The sequence below is a fragment of the Chitinophaga oryziterrae genome (genome assembly GCF_009758125.1).
Classification (GTDB): Bacteria; Bacteroidota; Bacteroidia; order Chitinophagales; family Chitinophagaceae; genus Chitinophaga; species Chitinophaga oryziterrae.
This window is the reverse complement of sequence record NZ_WRXO01000001.1, coordinates 1,485,934-1,505,152: the sequence shown is the minus strand read 5'-3', so window position 1 is coordinate 1,505,152 and position 19,219 is coordinate 1,485,934. Positions and strand designations below refer to the sequence as shown.

At 43.4% G+C, this 19,219-nt stretch carries 16 protein-coding genes; 4 read left to right on the top strand and 12 right to left on the bottom strand.

Annotation, left to right across the window (positions count from 1 at the left end; genetic code table 11):
• Window positions 1-12: 12 nt before the first annotated feature.
• The 4 genes from GO495_RS06165 to GO495_RS06150 are packed head-to-tail and all read right to left on the bottom strand — an operon-like array spanning window position 13 to window position 5,047.
• Window positions 13-2,037, bottom strand: a complete 2,025-nt coding sequence (locus tag GO495_RS06165; RefSeq protein WP_157298786.1) for a glycosyltransferase family 2 protein — start codon at window positions 2,035-2,037, stop codon at window positions 13-15.
• A gap of 1 nt (window position 2,038) precedes the next feature.
• Window positions 2,039-3,280: an ABC transporter ATP-binding protein gene (locus GO495_RS06160; protein ID WP_157298785.1), complete on the bottom strand. Its 1,242-nt coding sequence runs from the start codon at window positions 3,278-3,280 to the stop codon at window positions 2,039-2,041.
• Window positions 3,281-3,298: 18 nt separating this feature from the next.
• Window positions 3,299-4,141 (bottom strand): ABC transporter permease, encoded by an 843-nt coding sequence (locus tag GO495_RS06155; RefSeq protein ID WP_157298784.1) that lies wholly within the window; start codon window positions 4,139-4,141, stop codon window positions 3,299-3,301.
• A 9-nt stretch (window positions 4,142-4,150) separates the two neighbouring features.
• Window positions 4,151-5,047 (bottom strand): beta-1,6-N-acetylglucosaminyltransferase, encoded by an 897-nt coding sequence (locus GO495_RS06150; protein WP_157298783.1) that lies wholly within the window; start codon window positions 5,045-5,047, stop codon window positions 4,151-4,153.
• 186 nt (window positions 5,048-5,233) lie between these two features.
• On the opposite strand from GO495_RS06150, the gene GO495_RS06145 reads away from it, so the two are divergent.
• Window positions 5,234-6,265, top strand: a complete 1,032-nt coding sequence (locus tag GO495_RS06145; protein ID WP_240915159.1) for an LLM class flavin-dependent oxidoreductase — start codon at window positions 5,234-5,236, stop codon at window positions 6,263-6,265.
• A gap of 103 nt (window positions 6,266-6,368) precedes the next feature.
• On the opposite strand, the gene GO495_RS06140 is transcribed toward GO495_RS06145, so the two are convergent.
• Window positions 6,369-7,901: a serine hydrolase domain-containing protein gene (locus GO495_RS06140; protein WP_157298782.1), complete on the bottom strand. Its 1,533-nt coding sequence runs from the start codon at window positions 7,899-7,901 to the stop codon at window positions 6,369-6,371.
• Window positions 7,902-7,995: 94 nt separating this feature from the next.
• Between GO495_RS06140 and GO495_RS06135 the strand changes: the two genes are divergently transcribed.
• Together GO495_RS06135 and GO495_RS06130 are read left to right on the top strand one after the other, a co-directional pair.
• Window positions 7,996-8,427, top strand: coding sequence for a MarR family winged helix-turn-helix transcriptional regulator (locus GO495_RS06135; RefSeq protein WP_157298781.1), 432 nt, complete (start codon window positions 7,996-7,998; stop codon window positions 8,425-8,427).
• A 4-nt stretch (window positions 8,428-8,431) separates the two neighbouring features.
• Window positions 8,432-8,923, top strand: coding sequence for a GNAT family N-acetyltransferase (locus tag GO495_RS06130; protein ID WP_157298780.1), 492 nt, complete (start codon window positions 8,432-8,434; stop codon window positions 8,921-8,923).
• A gap of 12 nt (window positions 8,924-8,935) precedes the next feature.
• Here the strand turns inward: GO495_RS06130 and GO495_RS06125 are convergent, their stop codons facing one another.
• Together GO495_RS06125 and GO495_RS06120 are read right to left on the bottom strand one after the other, a co-directional pair.
• Window positions 8,936-9,643: a DUF6320 domain-containing protein gene (locus GO495_RS06125; RefSeq protein WP_157298779.1), complete on the bottom strand. Its 708-nt coding sequence runs from the start codon at window positions 9,641-9,643 to the stop codon at window positions 8,936-8,938.
• Between the two features lie 11 nt (window positions 9,644-9,654).
• On the bottom strand, window positions 9,655-10,938 hold the full coding sequence (locus tag GO495_RS06120) for a condensation domain-containing protein (protein ID WP_157298778.1): 1,284 nt from the start codon (window positions 10,936-10,938) through the stop codon (window positions 9,655-9,657).
• Between the two features lie 114 nt (window positions 10,939-11,052).
• On the opposite strand from GO495_RS06120, the gene GO495_RS06115 reads away from it, so the two are divergent.
• Window positions 11,053-11,934, top strand: a complete 882-nt coding sequence (locus GO495_RS06115; RefSeq protein ID WP_157298777.1) for an alpha/beta hydrolase — start codon at window positions 11,053-11,055, stop codon at window positions 11,932-11,934.
• 153 nt (window positions 11,935-12,087) lie between these two features.
• Here the strand turns inward: GO495_RS06115 and GO495_RS06110 are convergent, their stop codons facing one another.
• From GO495_RS06110 to GO495_RS06090, 5 genes are all read right to left on the bottom strand, one after another.
• Window positions 12,088-13,050 (bottom strand): SRPBCC domain-containing protein, encoded by a 963-nt coding sequence (locus GO495_RS06110; protein WP_157298776.1) that lies wholly within the window; start codon window positions 13,048-13,050, stop codon window positions 12,088-12,090.
• A gap of 309 nt (window positions 13,051-13,359) precedes the next feature.
• Window positions 13,360-14,559 carry a glycosyltransferase WbsX family protein gene (locus GO495_RS06105; protein WP_157298775.1) on the bottom strand — a complete coding sequence of 400 codons (1,200 nt, stop codon included), beginning with the start codon at window positions 14,557-14,559 and terminating at the stop codon, window positions 13,360-13,362.
• Window positions 14,560-14,659: 100 nt separating this feature from the next.
• Window positions 14,660-16,564, bottom strand: a complete 1,905-nt coding sequence (locus GO495_RS06100; protein WP_157298774.1) for a glycoside hydrolase family 97 protein — start codon at window positions 16,562-16,564, stop codon at window positions 14,660-14,662.
• A 24-nt stretch (window positions 16,565-16,588) separates the two neighbouring features.
• Window positions 16,589-17,704 (bottom strand): glycoside hydrolase family 88 protein, encoded by a 1,116-nt coding sequence (locus GO495_RS06095; RefSeq protein ID WP_157298773.1) that lies wholly within the window; start codon window positions 17,702-17,704, stop codon window positions 16,589-16,591.
• Window positions 17,705-18,211: 507 nt separating this feature from the next.
• Window positions 18,212-19,216 (bottom strand): phosphotransferase, encoded by a 1,005-nt coding sequence (locus GO495_RS06090; protein WP_157298772.1) that lies wholly within the window; start codon window positions 19,214-19,216, stop codon window positions 18,212-18,214.
• Between the last annotated feature and the right edge of the window lie 3 nt (window positions 19,217-19,219).

Sequence of the window (19,219 nt, the reverse complement as noted above, 5' to 3'; positions counted from 1 at the left end):
GTTTTATTTTTATTATTCATAAAATCTTTCCCAGTTCTCCAAACCGGCCTTATGCGCTTGTCGTTCTTCTTCATTCAGTAATAATTTTTCCTGTGTCCTTAATACAGCCAGCGCAGTTTTTTTCATTACTTCTTTATTGAGTGACATATTTCCGGAATGTATACGATAATATGCGATTACCTCAGTATGACTGAATACAGGGAATATGCGTGCAATACGTAAATTAAGATCGTAATCTTCACATGATTTCAAAGAAGTATCAAAATGGAAATGAAAGAACAGGTCTCTTCTGTACATTATACTACTTTCCATTCCAATGTAATTGCCCTGCAATAAAGCCCAGTAACTATTTTCATGCTTTGCTTCATTAGTAATGCCTGGTAAATCAATACCCTCCTCGTCTATACGCTGATGCCCACCGGAAACAAAAGCAACATCGCCATAAAAGTTAAAATAATAAAGATTGAGTTCCAATGCAGACTCATATAAGATGTCATCCGCATCCAGGAAAACGACGAAATCTCCTTTAGAGAACTGTACCCCGATATTCCTTGCTGCCGATAGCCCCACTCTTTCTACTCTTACATATTTTATCCAGTCTCCGTATGCCTGACAGATAGCAGGTGTTTCGTCATCTGAACCGTCGTCAACAACGATCACTTCCACGTTTTGATGTGATTGTCCAAAAACGCTGTCAATTGCCTGCTTTAAAAACCGTCCATAGTTATAACACGGAATAATAACAGAAACGATTGTTTCTGCACTAACCACCACCTTTTGCAGTAGCTGTTCAGGAAATGGATAAATATCATGTCGTTTGCGATGTTGATTAGCCTTGTAATATTTCCATCCGGCTATACAACCTTTGATTTCCTTCAGCAAACCAGAATGGTCCCTGCTGCTGTCCCTGCGTAAATAGCTTTTGATCCTGGAATAATAATAAGCAGGAAAGCCTTTCCGGATCCTGTAAAGGTCACCTGCATGCTGATAATTCTCATGCTGGACCAGCAAGGCACTTATATGTCCACGCATATAATGGTACAACTGGCTATGGAGTTCCTTCATTGTACTCCGGTGCTGGTGATACACATACAAATGTGGATAGTAGTTGCAATTCCATCCTTCTGCCAGTATCCTGTACCACATTTCCGAATCTCCGCTACAACCTGAAGCACCCACATCCAATCGTTCATCAAATAAACCTGCCAGTTGAAACGCTTCTTTTCTGAATGCCATATTTGCACCGGCACCAATATCCCAGGCAGGTACTCCTGTATCTATATTATCAAGGAAGTACCGGTGATCGAACACCCTGGGTAAATATCCTTTATTGAAGCTCCAGTCGCGCTCAAAAACGAATTGCGAATATGTCTTTAACTCAGCAGGTAAAATTAGTCCGGTTACGGCCATTGTTAATGGATCATCAAAACAGGACCTGATGTTCCGTATCCAGTTAGATGGTATTAACACATCATCATCGGTATAGGCAATAATATTGTGAGAAGCATGCCTGGCACCGGTATTACGTGCAATATCCAGGCCCTTTCTTTTTTCCTGCACGTATTTCACTCCCGGGAATTTTGCCACGGCCAACTCCGTGAGATTATTATCCGGCGCATTGTCTATTACTATAATTTCAACATCCTTATCCGCGCATTTCGTAAGGGATAATAAGCAGTTTTGTATCGCAGACGGCCGGTTCCTGGTACAAATGACAACGGAAATCCTTTGTTGAGGATCGCTCTCCGGTATAATTTTCTTTTGACTCAACAATGAAGATACAGCACTGTATTTACCTTCTTCCAGTAAATGCTCCCATTCAGCAGATATCGGCAGGTAATGGGTTAAAACGGGCCTTAATACTTCATTGATCCGTTTCCTGTTATTCTGTCCCTCTGCAGCCTTACACCACAAATGTCCCAGCGGCAGCTCATCCGACCAGCATACCAGGTACGTATTATCCGCCCTGTTTAACAGATCATCATCCAGCTCTTTTAACTGTAAGTGTTCAATTGTATAAGGAGAGAATGTATGCATGTTATTCTTTTGTTGTTAAAGTAACCGGGAATGCCGGTCTTACGGCGCCCTGCCATTTACCGTACCATGCAGTATCTTTACGGTAATCTTCTACATCGAAAGCTAAACAGGCCTCAAAATGATATAAAGGATTGGTAGTATCTTTCACAAAAACCAGTGATATATAATAGGAACCGTCATTCAAAAAATTCCCGGGGATCGTGCATTTTCCTTCAATTAAACCATTCGTATACATGGCCCCTTCCGAACAAACATCAAAAATACACTCTCCCTTCATATTAAATAAATGTACTCCGGCAATAAGATTATCGTATGCTGCCCCCAGATACCAGAATTCAAAATGAATATTAACAGGCGTACGTATATCTATCACCTCCTGATCATTGACATATTCCGGGAGTAGCGCAACTTTTTTGATACGTATACTATCATTTCCGGGAGCATAGGGTATGGCTTCATATTCCTGGAAGCTGTTGATCTTTCTTTCTCTTTTTAAATAACGACCGATAACAGTTTCTGGTTCACCGGAATCAATAATCTCTCCCTTATGAAGTGCGATAACACGATGACAAAGGCTCTGCAACGCCTGCATATTATGACTTACAAAAAGGACCGTTTTACCTTTCTGTGTTGACACCTCCTTCATTTTCCCGATACATTTACGCTGAAATTCTGCATCACCTACCGCAAGGACTTCATCTACGATCAATATTTCCGGGTCCATATGAGCAGCTACCGCAAATGCCAGTCTCATGTACATACCACTGGAATATCTCTTCACCGGGGTATCAATGAATTTTTCTACTCCGGAGAAGTCTATGATTGCATCAAACCTGTCAGCTATTTCTTTTTTCTTCATCCCCAGGATATGCCCATTCAGGTATATATTTTCTCTTCCTGTCAGTTCTCCATGAAACCCGGTACCTACTTCCAGCAAACTTGCCACCCGGCCATTACCCATAATAACACCTGACGAGGGAGCCGTTATACGTGAAATGATCCTTAATAAAGTTGATTTGCCCGCTCCGTTATTGCCAATAAAACCCAATACCTCTCCTTCGGAGACTTCAAAGCTGACATCCTTTAATGCCCATATGTGATTACGCGGTTCCTTCTCCTGCCTGCTGTTTTTGACGGAACGGTCCCACCAGTTCTTAAAATCTTCCCTCAGCCTCCCGGAACCTAACCTGCCAAGATTATAGTATTTAGATATATTTTCAGCCCTGATCATTTTGTTAGTCATTGCAGGTAGCTTTAATAGTTAAATAATGTCCATTACGTTCAATTCTTTCTTTTTAAACAACGTCAGGCCCGTGAAAAGGATTACTGTAACGGAAAACAGCGTCAGTAAAAGGTATTTATAATGAAGAGGCCCGGTAGTAAAAAAAGCCGTTCTGAAGCTTTCGATAATCGGGGTCAGTGGATTTAGCCAAAAGACAAACCTGTATTTTTCCGGTACGATGGAAGTTGGATACACCACCGGACTCGCAAACATAAACAGTCTTAACACAAATTGCAGTGCATAGTCCAGGTCCCGGTACCGGGCCGTCATAACACTGATAATAAGCCCTGTGCCCAAACTGAAGGCCGCTGTAAGCAGGATAAGGAATGGCAGGAGTAAAATATACAGGTTAGGCTTAACAGCCTCGGTGAAGATCAGGTAGAAGAGATAAATGCCGGTAAATAGCAGTAGCTGTACCAGCATTCTTATGGTATGAGATACAATAGCGCTAAGAGGGATGATCAAACGCGGGAAATATACCTTACTGAATAATGCGGAGTTTTGTAAAAAGGTATACATTGTCCCATTCAGGCAATCAGAAAAATAGCTCCAGATAATAATGCCCGGCAGGTAAAACAATACAGGCGGGATACCATCAGTAGAGATCCGGGCTACTTTACCGAATATCAGCCAGTAAACAAGGGTCGTTAACGCAGGCTGCAGGAAGATCCAGAATGGACCTAAAACAGTCTGCTGATAATTGGCGATCAGGTCCCTTCTGACAAATCTATTGAGCAAATCTTTATATTGCCACAGTTCTTTCAGATTCCACTGAAACCACCGGGTTTTTGCCTCAATTTTCCATTTCCATTGTGTCTGCAAGTCAATAATTTAAGTACGCCGGCCAGGCATTTTACGATGAGCATAATTTGTTCCGAATATGATTTTTTCATCTATCATGTCCAGGATCTCCGGATCTACTACCCGGTCAAATTTACGTGCAAACATTTTATCAGAACGTTCGAGTAAATCAAAATCATCCTTTGTTAATATTTTCGGGCGGGAACCACCCTGGGACCGGTCTATATAATGATGATTTTCATTAATAACCGTTCCCCTAAAATAGGAATTCATCAGTAATGTATGTATCAGAAATTCGTCGGGCGCCCAGGTATGCTTAAAGAACTGCCGGATGCGCTCATTCCGGTGTAATACGTAATAAATATACAGGGCCGCATCGAAACTCAAAATCCAGTACGAGGCATATGGCCCTCCATACAACTGTAAGGTTAGCGGGAACACACGTTTTGGCAATACTTTTGAAAGAGCTGTTTCCAGCCGGTATTTCCCCCGGAAATCATATTCGGCAAGATGATATTTGGTAATACGGGAGATGGCATCATCCCACCAGGGGGATGGCGGGGTTTCAGATATCATGAAAGATTTCCCGATGTTATCCGATAATAAATCATTGATTTCAGCGACCGGTTTGATAGGATAATCCTGCCCGCTCAGAAGGTTAATAAAATCATACTTCTTATTTCCATTGAATATCTGATCAAGGGACGCAATAAGCGCTTCCAGTTGACTAAAACCTCCCCAGCGAACCGTTTTCCTGTCAATAACAAAATGAGTATTAGGCAAATCGGATAAATACGCAAAAGGTTCTATATCAACTTTTTTGTCGAGGTGAAGATAAAAATCAAAGTTTGGATGCTGCAAAACCTTAATTAAACGTTCAATCGCGCCCGGATCCTTATGAAAAATAATAATATGTGCGACTCTCATACTGAGGCAGATTTATTCGGTTGGTGCAATCGTAATAAAATTACTTTAAATAAACTTTATAATTACACTTTAATGTAATAAAAGGTTTATAGCATCTGCATAATAATCGCTGTATCCAACAAATCGTCCATCATTTCCAGCATTCTATCCAACCGTTAGCCATATTACAAGGCTTAATTTTATACTATGAAAAATGTTATGGAGATAGGAATAGATAGTTTTGCCGCCAGGTTTAGTGAAAACGCCGGCACAGCCATTAGTGATAAGGATGCTATGGCCCAGTTACTGGAAAGAATTGAACATGCAGATCATTCAGACCTTGATATATTCGGTATCGGAGAGCATCACCGGAAGGGTTTTCTTGATTCTGCCCCTACCCTTATTCTGGCCGCAGCCGCCGCCCGTACCAAACGTATAAGACTCACCAGTGCTGTTACCGTACTCAGTGCCATCGATCCGGTAAGAGCCTTCCAGAACTTTGCTACCCTGGACCTGATATCCAATGGCCGGGCCGAGATGGTGGTGGGAAGAGGCTCGTTTACAGATGCCTTTCCATTATTCGGGTATAGCCTCCATGATTATGATGCGCTATTTACAGAGAAACTAGACCTTCTACTAAAGATCCGTGAGAATGAGTTTGTCACCTGGTCGGGTAAGTTCCGCCCCGCCCTGAAAAACCAGCCCGTATATCCAAGACCTTTGCAGGACCCCTTCCCTATCTGGTTGGGTGTAGGTGGTACCCCTGAGTCATTTGTTCGGGCGGGAATGCTGGGTCTGCCATTGATGGTGGCTATTATTGGCGGGGAAACACACCGTTTTCGTCCGTTAATAGATCTTTACAGAGAGGCCGGATTAAAAGCAGGGCATTCACCTGAAAAACTAAAAGTAGGGTTACATTCATTAGGCTATGTAGCAAAAACTATGGAAGAAGCTATTGATGGTTTTTACCCGGGGTATGCAGCAAGTATGACCAATATTGGAAAAGAACGTGGCTGGCCTCCGATGACCAAAGAAAGATTTTTTGATCAGATGGGACCTAAAGGGGCTTTGCTGGTGGGAAGTGTGGAAGAAGTAGCGGAAAAAGTCCTTCGTCACGCCAATGCACTTGGAGGCATTTCCAGACTTACGTTTCAGATGGACAGTGCAGCATTGACTCACGACAAGCTGATGGAATCCATAGAATTGATAGGAACACGACTGAAACCATTAATCGGGTAATATGTAAAGCAGTTGGTTTATCGCCAGCTGCTTTTTTATCAGGTTGTTTTATACAAATACCATTCATTCCCTATCTCACGGACCATAATCAGATTATCCGGAGTCATATGTCAATAACGTCCAGGTGATATTCCTGAATCATAGCCGGGTTTTCAGGGGTTAGGGTAAAGCTTACTCTGATGTTCGCCTTTTCACCCCTGATAATAAAATAACCTCTCAATTGATTTTCTGGTACTACATCAGAGATAGTCAGTGTTTTACCGGCTTTGGCAAATGCTTCCTCCGTTGCTGCTTTTAATTTATCAGGAAAGTAATCCAGGAAGAAATTATCAGCAAATATGCCACTTTGTTTAGCCTTGCTCCAGTCGGCAATTACCTTCACGAGCTCATTCTTACGTTGTTCCAATATAGCAGATGCCGGCAACGTTCTTGGTTTTATTCCAGACAGGGCCAGCAGGGTATCCAGCGCAGCGGAATTGGGATAGCTTGCACGGGCATACGTTAAATTGGCAAATGAGACCACTCCTACCCCATAATCCGGCAGCATGTTCCAGTTACTGCCAAAGCCTGGCAAACCGCCGGTATGACCTATATAAACACGGTTTTCACAATCCTTTGCCCAACGTAACCCGTAAGCATAAGCGCTCACATTAGGACAAGGGCGACCCGTGGTCGTTTTCGCATTCGCAGATAAGTAGCTTACGTCCCATGGGTATTGCATTTCGCGGATAGAACTCCTTTTAACCGGCCCCGTTTCTGCATCATCCCGTGCAGGCCAGGCAGCTATATGTACAGCGATGTATTTGCTGAAATCCTCAATACTGGTGATTAGTCCGCCCATAGCACCGTAAGCACCATCATGTAACAGCGGCTGCTCTACCCATTCGTTGTCCAGCCAGCGGTAACCAAGTGCCAGCTGATCTTTAGGCACTTCGGTATATTCCCAGTAGGTATGCGTCATACCCAGCGGTTTCAGGATATTCTCGTTGATATACTGCTCATACGTTTTGCCCGATACTTTTTTAATGATATAGCCCAGGGTCGCGAAACCAAGGTTACTATATTCATATCCCGTACCCGGGTTATTTGAAAAGGAAACGCCCTTTTTGTAAATGGCTAACAGTTCAGCATCACTGACAGCCAGTTGCCTGTCGCCCCAGGGGTTATCTTCCGGGTAACCGGCGGAATGGGTTAGCAGATGCCTTAAAGTAACCGGTGTGGCATCTTTGGTTAAGTAATGTGTATTCTTCATTTCGGGAATGTAGAGATAAGCAGGGTCATCCAGTTTTAGCTTACCCTCGTCCCGCAATTTCAATATGGCCATAGCAGCCAGGCTTTTAGTCATGGAGGCTATGCGAAAATCAGATTGGGGAGTAGCAAGGGTTTTAGCCTTGATATCAGTATAACCAAAACTACCGGTATGTACCAGCTTACCATCCACAATAATACCATATACCAAACCCGGGAAATGGTTCTGCACTGCATAATCTTTATAAATCTGATCAATTACCGGGTAAGCAGCTTCGATCTTCTTTAACCTGTCCGGATCTGTGAATTTTGCAGGTTTGTAGTTTTGGGCCAGTGTAATACTACAGCAGGTAGTTAATAATATGGTATGAAAAGTTTTCAGGATCATCTTACATATTTACGAAAAATTCCCCTGAAACTATAACCCGTTCTTTTTTACAAAATAGTGGACAAAGTCCACTATTTTATTTTATCTTTGTATCATGCTGACAAAACAAACTGCCATTCAAAATATAAGGGCATTTAACCGTTTTTATACCGATGTAATTGGTCTGTTGAATAAGCATCTATTAGATAGTGATTATTCGCTGGCGGAAGTGCGTGTGATGTACGAGATCTCTGTGGGTAAAGAAGTACAGGCTTCCCAGATTATGGCGGCCATGAGTATTGACAAGAGTTACTTAAGCAGAATTCTGAAAAAATTAGAAAAGGACGGCATTATTACTAAAAGTCTATCCCCTCAGGATGCAAGGGCCCTGTCGATATCATTAACAGCAAAGGGAAAAAAGCTGTTTGATACACTGAATAAGGCCTCTGATCATCAGATCGGTCAATTGATTGAAACATTAAGCAGCGCACAGCAACAGGAACTGGTATCACACATGCATTCGATTATAAGCATTTTAAATAAATAATGATATGCCGCGTCTTTCAGACATACACATAAGAAGGGAGTTATTACCGGGAGACCTGGGGTATATAGCTTATATACATGGATTACTATACGCCCGGGAACTCGGATATGGTTTGAATTTCGAAGCCTATGTACTAGGCGGGTTACAGGAGTTCGCACGCCAGTACGATATTGAGAAAGATCGCGTCTGGATCTGCTCACATGAAGACAGGATCATTGGATTTTTAGTCGGATTTCATCGTCATGATATTGTGCAGTTCCGGTATTTTATTTTTCTGCCGGAGTACCGTGGTATTGGCTTAGGTAAAGTGTTGATGAATGAATTCATATCATACCTGAAAGAAAGCGGATGCAATAAAGCTTATTTATTGACAACCAATGAGCAGCAGGCAGCCATCTCTCTTTACACCAGGTATGGATTTAAACTTACCGAAGAAAAAAAATCCTATGCATTCGATAAAGAGCTGATAGAACTACGCTATGATTTAGAATTATAAACCCGGAGCATTCTACACATGAAACGTTTTTTCCAGACTTCGTCCTCTTTTTAACCGGAAGTGTACAAAAAGTAATACGATCACTACCGGCAGCACACAAGCTGCTACGATAATACTCCAGTTAAAACGGAGGACATGGTGTTGATAAACAGACAGGAGCCCTTCAATGAAAAGGCATAAGAGCGCAGCGCCTAAAAAAGTATACGCGATCAGGTTAATACCTTTGTACCGGGCCTTACGATAGGCAAATATCAGTCCGCCTGTCACCACATTGCTAATCACCAGCAACGGGATCCCAAATACTATTGACCATTGAATGCCGGTGGTGATCGCGTCCAGTATCACAATACAAAACGAAGATAGTATCAGGCCAAGCATCATCTTAACAAATCTGCTCTGATCCGAAAAGGCGAACAGGGAAATATAGCAAAAGATAATGCAGCAAATCTCTACCGGATATTCCGACCAGGTGATGCTTTTATTAATGATAAAATTGACCAGCAAAGTGGTGATAGCACTACAAAGCAATATAAGGGATACGATTTCCCAGGTAAATTTCTTTTGGGGATGCGTCATTCTTTCAGGAGTCAGCAGTGAATGGATGTCAGCCCCCGGCATTGATGACGCAGGTACCGTTAGCGCGTCCGATACCGGTGTTTTACATAGGGGGCAGATCTGCATGTCATCTTCCAGTTCGACCCCGCAATTATTGCAACGCATAACGCATGGTATTATGAATGGTTTATAATTTTAACGGGTATCCCCTGGCTCGTCAGAAAGGTGAAAAATTGCCTTTCCAATTCTTTTGACTGGGTAATATTACCGAAGGTCACGACCAGCTTTCCATCGAACCCTACGGCCCCACAATTAATCTTTAGAATTTTATTAGGCGGTGGAGGTATGAATGAAAAACGCTGAATATGACTGTTGACCTCCGTATCGAGATCGATGCGCCCCAGGTTTGTAACCACACCACTATACTGGCCGGTCCCCTGAGTATACAACCTGGACAGGATCAGGGATTTAAGCAGTAACGGTACTCGCCGGATGAACGGGTTCTTTTCACCGCTTACATTGCGGGAGATCATTTTGCCGATCAGTTTGGGGTCCGTTTCCAGTTGCATCTGATGATAAACGATTTTAATGATTTCCTCAAAACTGTAATGACCCAAACGAAGATCAATACCGGGCATCACATACAGAGAGAAATTGCGCATTGTGCGCGTAGGGAATATACGGCGAAGGTTTACGGGAATTTCTATCCGTAGCATTTTACCGGAAGTTCCTTTCCGGAGTTTAGACAACTGATCATACAGTCCTTGCAAGGCATACAGATAAACAGCCGTCAGGTACTCGGTGAGACTTACCTTGTGCAATTTCGCCTGCTGAATAACATCTGCTATCGGTATGATAGCTGTCAACACCTCAAACCGCGGGGTAGGCTTCAACCGGAATGGCACATGGAAAGCACGCGTAATCTTTGGCGGCGGCGCATCTATCTTTTTAAAATAGCGGTTATAGGCATCTTCGTACTCTTCTTTGGAAGGGGGCTCATCCGGTTTCAGGGAAAGTAATCCGGCAGGCACTATGACTCCGCGCTTTCCGAGATAACCAAGTAACAATGTTTTTAAAAATTCCAGGGCGCCTGTCCCATCGGTGAGTATATGGGAGAATTCCACACTGATGGTACGTTCCCGGGCCAGTACGCGAAACATCAGTTCTTCCCGCTCAAAACTACGGCAGGGCGTTTCCTTGTCCGGTTCTACTGCAATAGGCAGGTCATGAGGTTCCAGGTAATACCAGAAAAAACCTGCTTTCAATTTGACCTTATAATAGGGGAACCGTTCTTCCAGATCATGTACCGCATCCAGAAAGGGTTTTATTTGAATAGGTGTTTTAAGCTCCACACTGACCCTGAAAACGGCCGTCAGTTCCCGGTCTTTAACTGCCGGGTAAATCTTTGCAGCATTGTCCAGGCGCATCCAGAAATCAGGCTTGTTTCCTAATTCATCCATTACATTAAGCGTTATCGTTTAAAACTAACAGGCATAAACCATTTTCGCCATGAAATAGCGGTAACTTCAGGTATTGAAGATATTGAAACGACCGCAAATTATAAACCAGTTATCTTGGCCAGTTCCCAAAGTAAAATATTTCACCTGATACTCCGGCTGATCCGTAAAAAGAGCTTCCTGGGAAAGCAACTGGCTACCGGCACTTTTCGGTTCAGTTGCCCCGAACCTCCGGCACGTATAACTAAAAAGTTGTCTGTTACAAAATATCAGGTCCTGGGCAGAAATGTTTTTACACTGAGGCCGGAAAACCCTGGCAGCCTTACGCACATTCTTTACCTGCATGGCGGCGCTTATGTACAGGGTTTTGTACGTTTTCACTGGAGTTTTCTGGCTTATTTAATACAGGAAACCAGGTGTACCGTTACCGCCCCGGATTATCCTCTGGCACCTGATTTCACCTGCCAGGACTCATTTGCGATGGTACTTCAGCTATACCGGCAATTACTGTTAACCGTCAGGCCCGAAAACCTGATCATCATGGGGGATTCTGCCGGAGGTGGTTTTGCGCTGGGGCTTGCACAGGTACTGAGAGATGAATCATTGCCTCAACCCGGCCAATTGATCCTGCTATCTCCATGGCTGGATATTACACTCACTAACCCGGAGATAGCATTAATAGCGCCGGGTGACCCATTCCTTGAACAGGAAAGTCTTCGCAAAGCCGGTAAATTGTATGCAGGGGATATCCCTCCTGATCATCCGATGCTGAGTCCGATCAATGGACCTTTGGCAGGGTTGGGTAAATTATCCATATTCGCCGGTTCGAATGACATCCTGGTAGCAGATACCCGGAAGCTGCACTTATTGGCGATGTCGCAACACATTCAACATAACTACTACGAGTATCCTCAAATGGTACATGCCTGGATGCTATTAAATTTACCCGAATCCATAATGGCACGTGCGCAGATCATCCATCTGATCCTTCAAGGATAAAAGCATGGTATTGACTGCTGTTATCCTCGCTGTCTCAAAAGTATTAGCAGCAAGCTGTTTCAAAAATAACTAATACATCTTCGGATATGTTTGCAGCAAAACACAAGTGATTAAAAGGAAACATTCCGACCCGGAATATTTCCCTTTCTCTTATTATTTACGCTGGTAGTTCAGCATCCAGTTGATGCCAAATTTATCTGTAAATTCGGCGAAGTAAGCTCCCCAGAACATATCTTCCAAAGGCATGGTGACCACACCTCCCGCGGAAAGTGCATTAAATAATCTTTGGGTTTCCTCTCTTGAATCAGGCTCCAGGTTTATGTGCATATTGTTCCCGGTTTTCAGTTTGAAGCCCATGCTTTCAGGTGCATCAGTCGCCATCAATACATGACCTCCCATTATCGTTAATTCTGCATGGATAATCAGTTTTTTATCAGCCTCACTCAGTGGTGGAATTTCTGCAGGCAATTCTATATCTCCGAATCTTCTTAAACCAACACCTGTAAATTCACCCTGAAAAACTTCTTTGTAAAAGTTGAATGCTTCTTCTGTTTTCCCGGGGAAATTCAGGTATGTAGTTACTCTCGCGTTATTATCTTTTTTAAGTTCTTTCCTGATTTTGAACTGTGTACTTAAGTAAAGGTCAAGGTTACTTAAACCGGCAGTGAATCCTTCCTGGAAGCCCATTTTAATGATCGTTTCCAGATCAGCTTCTTTATCAAAAGTGATTTCAACTCTTACGGTCGTGTTGTCATCCGTTTCACTAAATTCCTTTTTCCAATGCATAGCCGGAAAATCCAGGTTTTCATTTCCTGCTTCATCGCAAAAATGTACTGAGTTGATGATGCTCTTTAAGAGCCCGATCGTTTCATAGTTTTCTTTACACCAGGACCTATCCCCTTCTGGTCCTACCATACAGTACAGCCAGTACCCCCCTTCCCTGAAATCCATTATTTTGGTTTCGGCCCGGTAAGGTTTAGGCGCCCACCATTGGTCAAGTATTTCACTTTCTGTCCAGGCCTTCCATACGTGTTCCAATTGAGCATCAAATGCCCTTACAACGGTCAGTTTCTTCTTTTGCAGATCCTTTGTAAAGACTGTTTCTCTGTTTGTCATGGTTTCTTATGTTTAAGGTTATCCAATAGATTGTCCGGTTGATCAAAGCGATCTACCCAAAGAGTGCGGAGTAGCGTCCGCATATATTCGCAACCATTCAGTTGCAAATATATACGCAACTAATCAATTGCGCAAAATTTATTTTAGGATCTGTTTTCTGATTCACCCGTTTGTTTAATCATGAAACAAAGCATCCTGATGGAAATATTTTTAGCCGCTATGGATGTGGCAGCATGTAGTAAAAGTAACCTGCACAGTATAACCAAACACCATACTTATTATGTATCTCCAACGGGCAAAAAATCATGTTTAACGTATCTCATCTACAAACACTTTTTTTATGGCATTTAAATACCCATAGCCGAAAACATTATCAGGTTGCAGATAACTGGTCTCCGTCCATTCATTCCAACTGTTTATAGTAATCAGAGGTACTTGTTTGGGATGCGCATCTGCGTATGCTTTAGCCATACGTAATCCCTTTTCAAAGTTATCCGGCGTGTTATTTCTTACCACAGCACTATGCCCCGTACGTGGACTATTATCCCATCCGACACTAATGTGAGGATAATAGATAAAATCAAATGCGGTATCGATACGTGCCCATTCTTTTTTTACACCTTCAAGAATATGCAGATAGTCATCATCTACATTTGCGAAATGACAAAACTGATAGTGGGTAGCACTTGTAAAGCCTAATTTTTTAACAAAGGCATTTTCAGGATTTTTCGTTTTACTACCATCAAATCCACTATGGTTCATATTGATTGACCACATGGTGAGCTGTAATTCCAGTCCGGGGAAACCGGCCTTTTTTGTTTCTTCCTTAAACCATTTTAATGCATCAGCAGCTTGTTCTATTCCTCCCAGCCCATCTATAAGCTGAGGCATGTCATAGATCATAAAAACAGGTTTTCCATCGATCTTATAATATTGCGGAAGCTTAAAATACTTTTCAATGTTCCGTTTGCATATTTTTTCAAACTCTGCCCTGCTTACTTTGCCTGTCCAGATAACATTGTTTTCATTATACTTATTCAGACGGGTGTCCCAGGTATTGACAACATCGTGGTTTGCCCACATGAGGTAAAACTTCATTTGATCAGTATTGTCGGCTTTCAGGAACCCATTGTCAAGTGTGGTTTCCATAAACGGTCTGCCATCATACCAGTACCAGTCGAAAATAAATACGTTTACGCCATGCTTTACGGCCTGGTTGATTTCCATAGACATCACAGCCGGATCTGCCTCGTTAACAGGCCCCCATAATGGCTTTCTGTTCCAGTAATGGCCGGGGAACCTTTCCTGCATGTTCAGCACAGTTTCCCATTCCCCATTACCAGCCGGCCAGAAAGGACGTAACCTGGGGTCATCACTGGCATAAGCCGGATACAAAAACGCGGCGATGTCATACGATTTCTTTGCTACAGATGTTTTCGTTTGGCCAAAAGCGATCTGGCTTCCAATCAACCAGAGTGTTAACAATAACAATTGAGGGTGTTTGTTCATGTTATATTTGATTAGTCCATTCAGGGATATCATCAAATGTAATAAAAGGTTATACTAAAAGATATATTATTCTACTTACCTCATTTACAAACACTTTAATCTATTTCTTCCCGGGTAAACTATATACAGTATAACGGGCCACATACCCTCCACCCGGCGCCAGTTGCAGAGAAATGACGTCTTGTGGTGTACCCGAAGTTTCTTCTGTTTTTACGGCCCCGGTACTGTCCGGATCATCCTTTACAACAGACACCTTATAATTCAATGCTTTCAGGAAATGGAGAGGGACCGTTAACTTTTGCGGCTGGGGGCCATTCATGATAGCCAGGAACCAGGTATCTCCCTTGCGACGGGCATAAGCCGCCAGTTGCCCTATTCCGGATTGCGGTAATACAATGGTTTCATCCCAGTTGGCAGGAATATGCCGGATCATGTCTGCGGCCGGATTCTCCAGGATATGCTGTGGCTGTGCAGCATATGTAAGCAATGGAGCGCTCAGGATAGCTGCGCTGGCAATCTGATGGGCCCAGGTGGTATTCTTCCTGCGCTCTCCAAAATGGACTACCGTGTATTCTGCAGGTCCGGCCAGTAAGCGTGTAAAAGGCAGCGTTGTTTCATGTGTGGCCCTGTCTGCCAGTTTGCTGGCCTCCATACCTTTTACCGCCTCCCTTGTCAGTTCATTAGGCCAGGTCCTGGCCAGACCTGTGGGCTTATTGGCGCCATGAAAATCTGTTAAAAGATGGTATTCAGCAGTTTCCCGAAGAATAGCGGAATACAGGTCCACCACCTCTTTAGCTTCATGATCAAAAAAATCGATTTTTACGCCTGCTATACCCAGGTCATGACATCGTTTAAAAAAAGCAAGGCGCACATTTTTATCCCGCAGGTATTTGGAATGCTTCCATACCCAAATACTTACATGCTGTTTTTTAGCATCATTTACCACATCCGTGATCTGTTCATCACTCCATTTTTCCCAGAAGCCTTCCAGGATATTGTGCTCAAAACCCAAAGCAGCAGCTTTGGCTGAAAAGTCCTTTATTACTTCAGGCGTGCCTTCCCCTCCGCCGTCCAGGTACTTCCATACTGCACGCCCGGGCCTGATCCAGTCAGTCAATATTCCTTTCGGGAAGAGTCTGGGATCAGGAGGCGGACAGAGATCATGTACCATATCATTGTTCACCATCGCATTCAGATCTGCACCAATCATCACTACCCGCCAGGGAGTTGTAATAGTACCACTAACAGCCGCCGGTTTTGACAACCGGTTAACATCTTCTTCGCTGTAACGTAACTTATACGGGTACGAAACCGGCTGGTGATGTGCCAGGCGCAGCACCAGGCCACGATTTCCATCTGCTTCCAGCGCCATACCGCTATAGTTCACAAGATTAGCTTCTGTAATGGCAGCATAAATGCCCTGTGGTAATTTTAAAGTGGCTGGCGGCGCTACCCATTCTCCCGCCTGCAATGCTGAAATCATTTTCTTTGTGTGCACACTTTCATAATGCATTACCAGGTCATGATACCAGATCTCACTACCTGCCGGAATATTGAATACCGTTGCTTCGTCGGGGACGCGGAGTTTTCCGGCAACACCTGGCACCACTGTCCGGAAAGCAATGCCCTCATTGAACACCCGTACTTCCAATGTGTAATTTACGGATGCCTGCTGCAGGGCAATGCCTGCACCCTTACAGTTATTGATGGCCCACGCATGTACTCCCATCCAGGGATAACGTTCATTGATAGTATATCGTTTAACCGTACCGGGTTTCACCTCATCTGTGAGTATTTTATTATCAACTGACAGGATCATGGGAGATGTTTCAATAACCGTTTCATTTCTGAAGGTAACCGTATATTGTAACTGATGATGAGAGATAAACAACCTGAACCGGATTTGTCCGTCAGGACTAGTTACTACTGTTGTATCAGCAGCAAAAGCTTTTGAAATTAAGAGAGGGCCGATCAGCATTAAGCAAACAAACATTAGCTTTTTCATACGTGTTTTTAAGAGGTTATTATTTTAGCGTAATAATGCTGCGGCACACCATAGTACCGGCGCCTGACCATGCATATCACCGGTAATACGTTTACGGTCCAGGTAATACTGCCGGTCATTTTTCTTATTTGTGCCTTCGCATACTTCCCGGATATCTCCGTTTTCATCAATGTAGGTGATCAGCGCCAGCCATGCCTTACGTGCTGCCGGTCCATAGGTAGCAGCATCAAGCCATCCCTGTTTTACGCCGGTGATCATAGCAAATGTGAACATGCCTGTGCAGGAAGTTTCCTGCCATGAAGCAGGATCATCCACCAGTTGCCGCCACATACCATCCTCCGCCTGACACTTAAGTAGTGTGGCCATCATCTTTTTGTAACCCTGCATGATACGGGGCCGGTCGGGGTTATCTGAGGGTAATGAGCGTAGCAACTCGCTCATGCCGGCAGCCATCCAGCCATTGCCCCGTCCCCAGAAAAAAGGCACATCAGGAGCATGATAGAATAGTCCGTTAGGTTGTTGCAATGAGTCCAGGTAAACCACCATTTCCCTGGCAGCACGATCAATATACTGCTTGTTACCTGTAGCACGATAAGCCTGCGCCTGCACTGCTGTGATCATAAACATATCATCTATCCACAAACGGGTTTGCCAGGTAAGCCCCTGATCAGAATAAACAACAGATTCCGGTTTTACGTGTGCCCCTTCGGGTGTTCCCCATTGTTTATCTGCAATTGTCTTTCCCATATCCAGGTAGCGCTGTTCTTTCAGTTGTTGGTACAACTCTAAAGGAACTGCCCCGAAAACGGTATGGTCTACGTGATCCGGAGGTGGAACCAAAGCCGCCTCATCACCAAAAAGCGGATCAAAACGTTTGGCCAGTTTGTCTCTAAGGAGCTTATCACCGCTTGCCCTGGCAAATGACAATGCGCCATACCATGTACATACTTCCGGATATGTAATAACGGAAGGGGGTGTTGGCCGGCCAAAATTGGGATGGGGAGAGGCCAGAAAACGGTTTGCCACCCGTTTTCCGATCTCTTCCGGCGAACTGCCTTTGGGAAAATGTTTCAGTGTACCGGGTTGTGCATCAACAATACCGTAATTGAGAATCATCATAAAAATCATCAAACGTTTCATGCTATTGATTTAACAGTTTATAGATCATTTACTGAAGTGGGTGCTGTGGATATAGCAGTTGCATCTGTCTGCCGGGGAATCAGATGTTTCATAACGGGTATTTTAAATGTTATATACAGATAATTTCAACATCTATGCAAACGATTGCATATTGATACAAAAAAAATGACTGTCGTTGAATCTTTGGCCTGGTACTTAATAATTGAATCTTTAAAGAAGGTGGTCTGATGCTTATGGGTCAAGGGTACAGTCAGTTTTCATAAAAAGCTGCTTAGCATGCTAAGCTCACGTGGAAACTGTTTTAAAGTTAATCAAATGAATTAATACAAAGTTGCTATAAGACTTGTTTAATTTTACCAATTACTTATACTTTTTTCTCCGGCCATGTGTGGTTTTTATCTGCAATGTCCATCTTTGCTGAGGCTTTTCAAGTAATGAGTATAATCTCAGGAAGTTGTCCAAAAGTAAAATGGCCTCCTGAGATTATGACCAGTAATAGCAAAATAACTACACGAGTTGTGCAAGAGAGATTGCAAAACGCGGAGAGCGCATCTGATGCACAGCTTCATTCAGCAAGGCTTTCCCATACATTAGCTGGCCTTCATAAGCTGCCAGGGATAATTGACCGGAGCCCATCAATGCACCAAACTCTTTCAGGCCGATTCCTTCCATTTCCTGATTATGTATGTAATCAGCAGGCTTACTTTGCACCGCAACCTGAAACATCAGCATTGCATAAATGATCCTGCAAACCTGGCGCATGACAAAAAAACGTGCTGTTTTATAGTCATCTGCAGCATTGTCAAAATACTTATTCAACAATATGCTTTCCTGTTCTCCGGTATGCACAAAGAAATTGGCAACATTTGCCAGATCAATATACTGATCGTTTAAAAAAGCGACATCCCAATCAATAATCCATATCCTTTCCCCATCGTACAAAATATTACTTGGGTTAAGGTCATTATGGCTGAATACTTTATTCGTATCCTTCCAGGGGTATTTATCCCTTATCTTTTCATAATGCCCGAAACACTCGTCGAACACTGGCCCCGACAACATATTGGTTTGCCTGAACCTGTCGATCATTCCATCAATGGTCCCCTGCAAATCGTCTCCCTCAACCTCACATGGCACCGAATGAATAGCTTTGAGGGTCCCGGCCAGTTCGGCAATTAACTTATCCGGAGCCAAAACAGCACGTATAGGCTTACTGTCTATAAAACCACTAATGGAAATACCATTTTCTATATCCTGGTAATGCAATGGCGGAGCAATACCAGCAGCAGCAGCAAGCACCAGCGGCTTAGGTAAAGTCGCAGTTGCATGTGCATTCAGTTTGAGCACATAGGGCTTGTTATGTACTACAATTTTATACACGGAAGAAGCCGAAAGCCCCCCGGCAAGCAACGAAATATCGGTAACAGCAGAGGTCCCAAAAGCCTGTAGCAAAGCCATTTCAACAGCAGCTATCCGGGAGGTCGGGATAAGAGAAGAATTGATCAGTGACATAGA

Coding starts and splice junctions, on each gene's coding strand:
- GO495_RS06140 (WP_157298782.1), bottom strand. CDS start 7,901: ATGATCCTGAAAACTTTTCATACCATATTATTAACTACCTGCTGTAGT.
- GO495_RS06100 (WP_157298774.1), bottom strand. CDS start 16,564: ATGAAAAAGCTAATGTTTGTTTGCTTAATGCTGATCGGCCCTCTCTTA.
- GO495_RS06105 (WP_157298775.1), bottom strand. CDS start 14,559: ATGAACAAACACCCTCAATTGTTATTGTTAACACTCTGGTTGATTGGA.
- GO495_RS06135 (WP_157298781.1), top strand. CDS start 7,996: ATGCTGACAAAACAAACTGCCATTCAAAATATAAGGGCATTTAACCGT.
- GO495_RS06160 (WP_157298785.1), bottom strand. CDS start 3,280: ATGACTAACAAAATGATCAGGGCTGAAAATATATCTAAATACTATAAT.
- GO495_RS06095 (WP_157298773.1), bottom strand. CDS start 17,704: ATGAAACGTTTGATGATTTTTATGATGATTCTCAATTACGGTATTGTT.
- GO495_RS06090 (WP_157298772.1), bottom strand. CDS start 19,216: ATGTCACTGATCAATTCTTCTCTTATCCCGACCTCCCGGATAGCTGCT.
- GO495_RS06165 (WP_157298786.1), bottom strand. CDS start 2,037: ATGCATACATTCTCTCCTTATACAATTGAACACTTACAGTTAAAAGAG.
- GO495_RS06130 (WP_157298780.1), top strand. CDS start 8,432: ATGCCGCGTCTTTCAGACATACACATAAGAAGGGAGTTATTACCGGGA.
- GO495_RS06120 (WP_157298778.1), bottom strand. CDS start 10,938: ATGGATGAATTAGGAAACAAGCCTGATTTCTGGATGCGCCTGGACAAT.
- GO495_RS06150 (WP_157298783.1), bottom strand. CDS start 5,047: ATGAGAGTCGCACATATTATTATTTTTCATAAGGATCCGGGCGCGATT.
- GO495_RS06125 (WP_157298779.1), bottom strand. CDS start 9,643: ATGCGTTGCAATAATTGCGGGGTCGAACTGGAAGATGACATGCAGATC.
- GO495_RS06145 (WP_240915159.1), top strand. CDS start 5,234: ATGAAAAATGTTATGGAGATAGGAATAGATAGTTTTGCCGCCAGGTTT.
- GO495_RS06110 (WP_157298776.1), bottom strand. CDS start 13,050: ATGACAAACAGAGAAACAGTCTTTACAAAGGATCTGCAAAAGAAGAAA.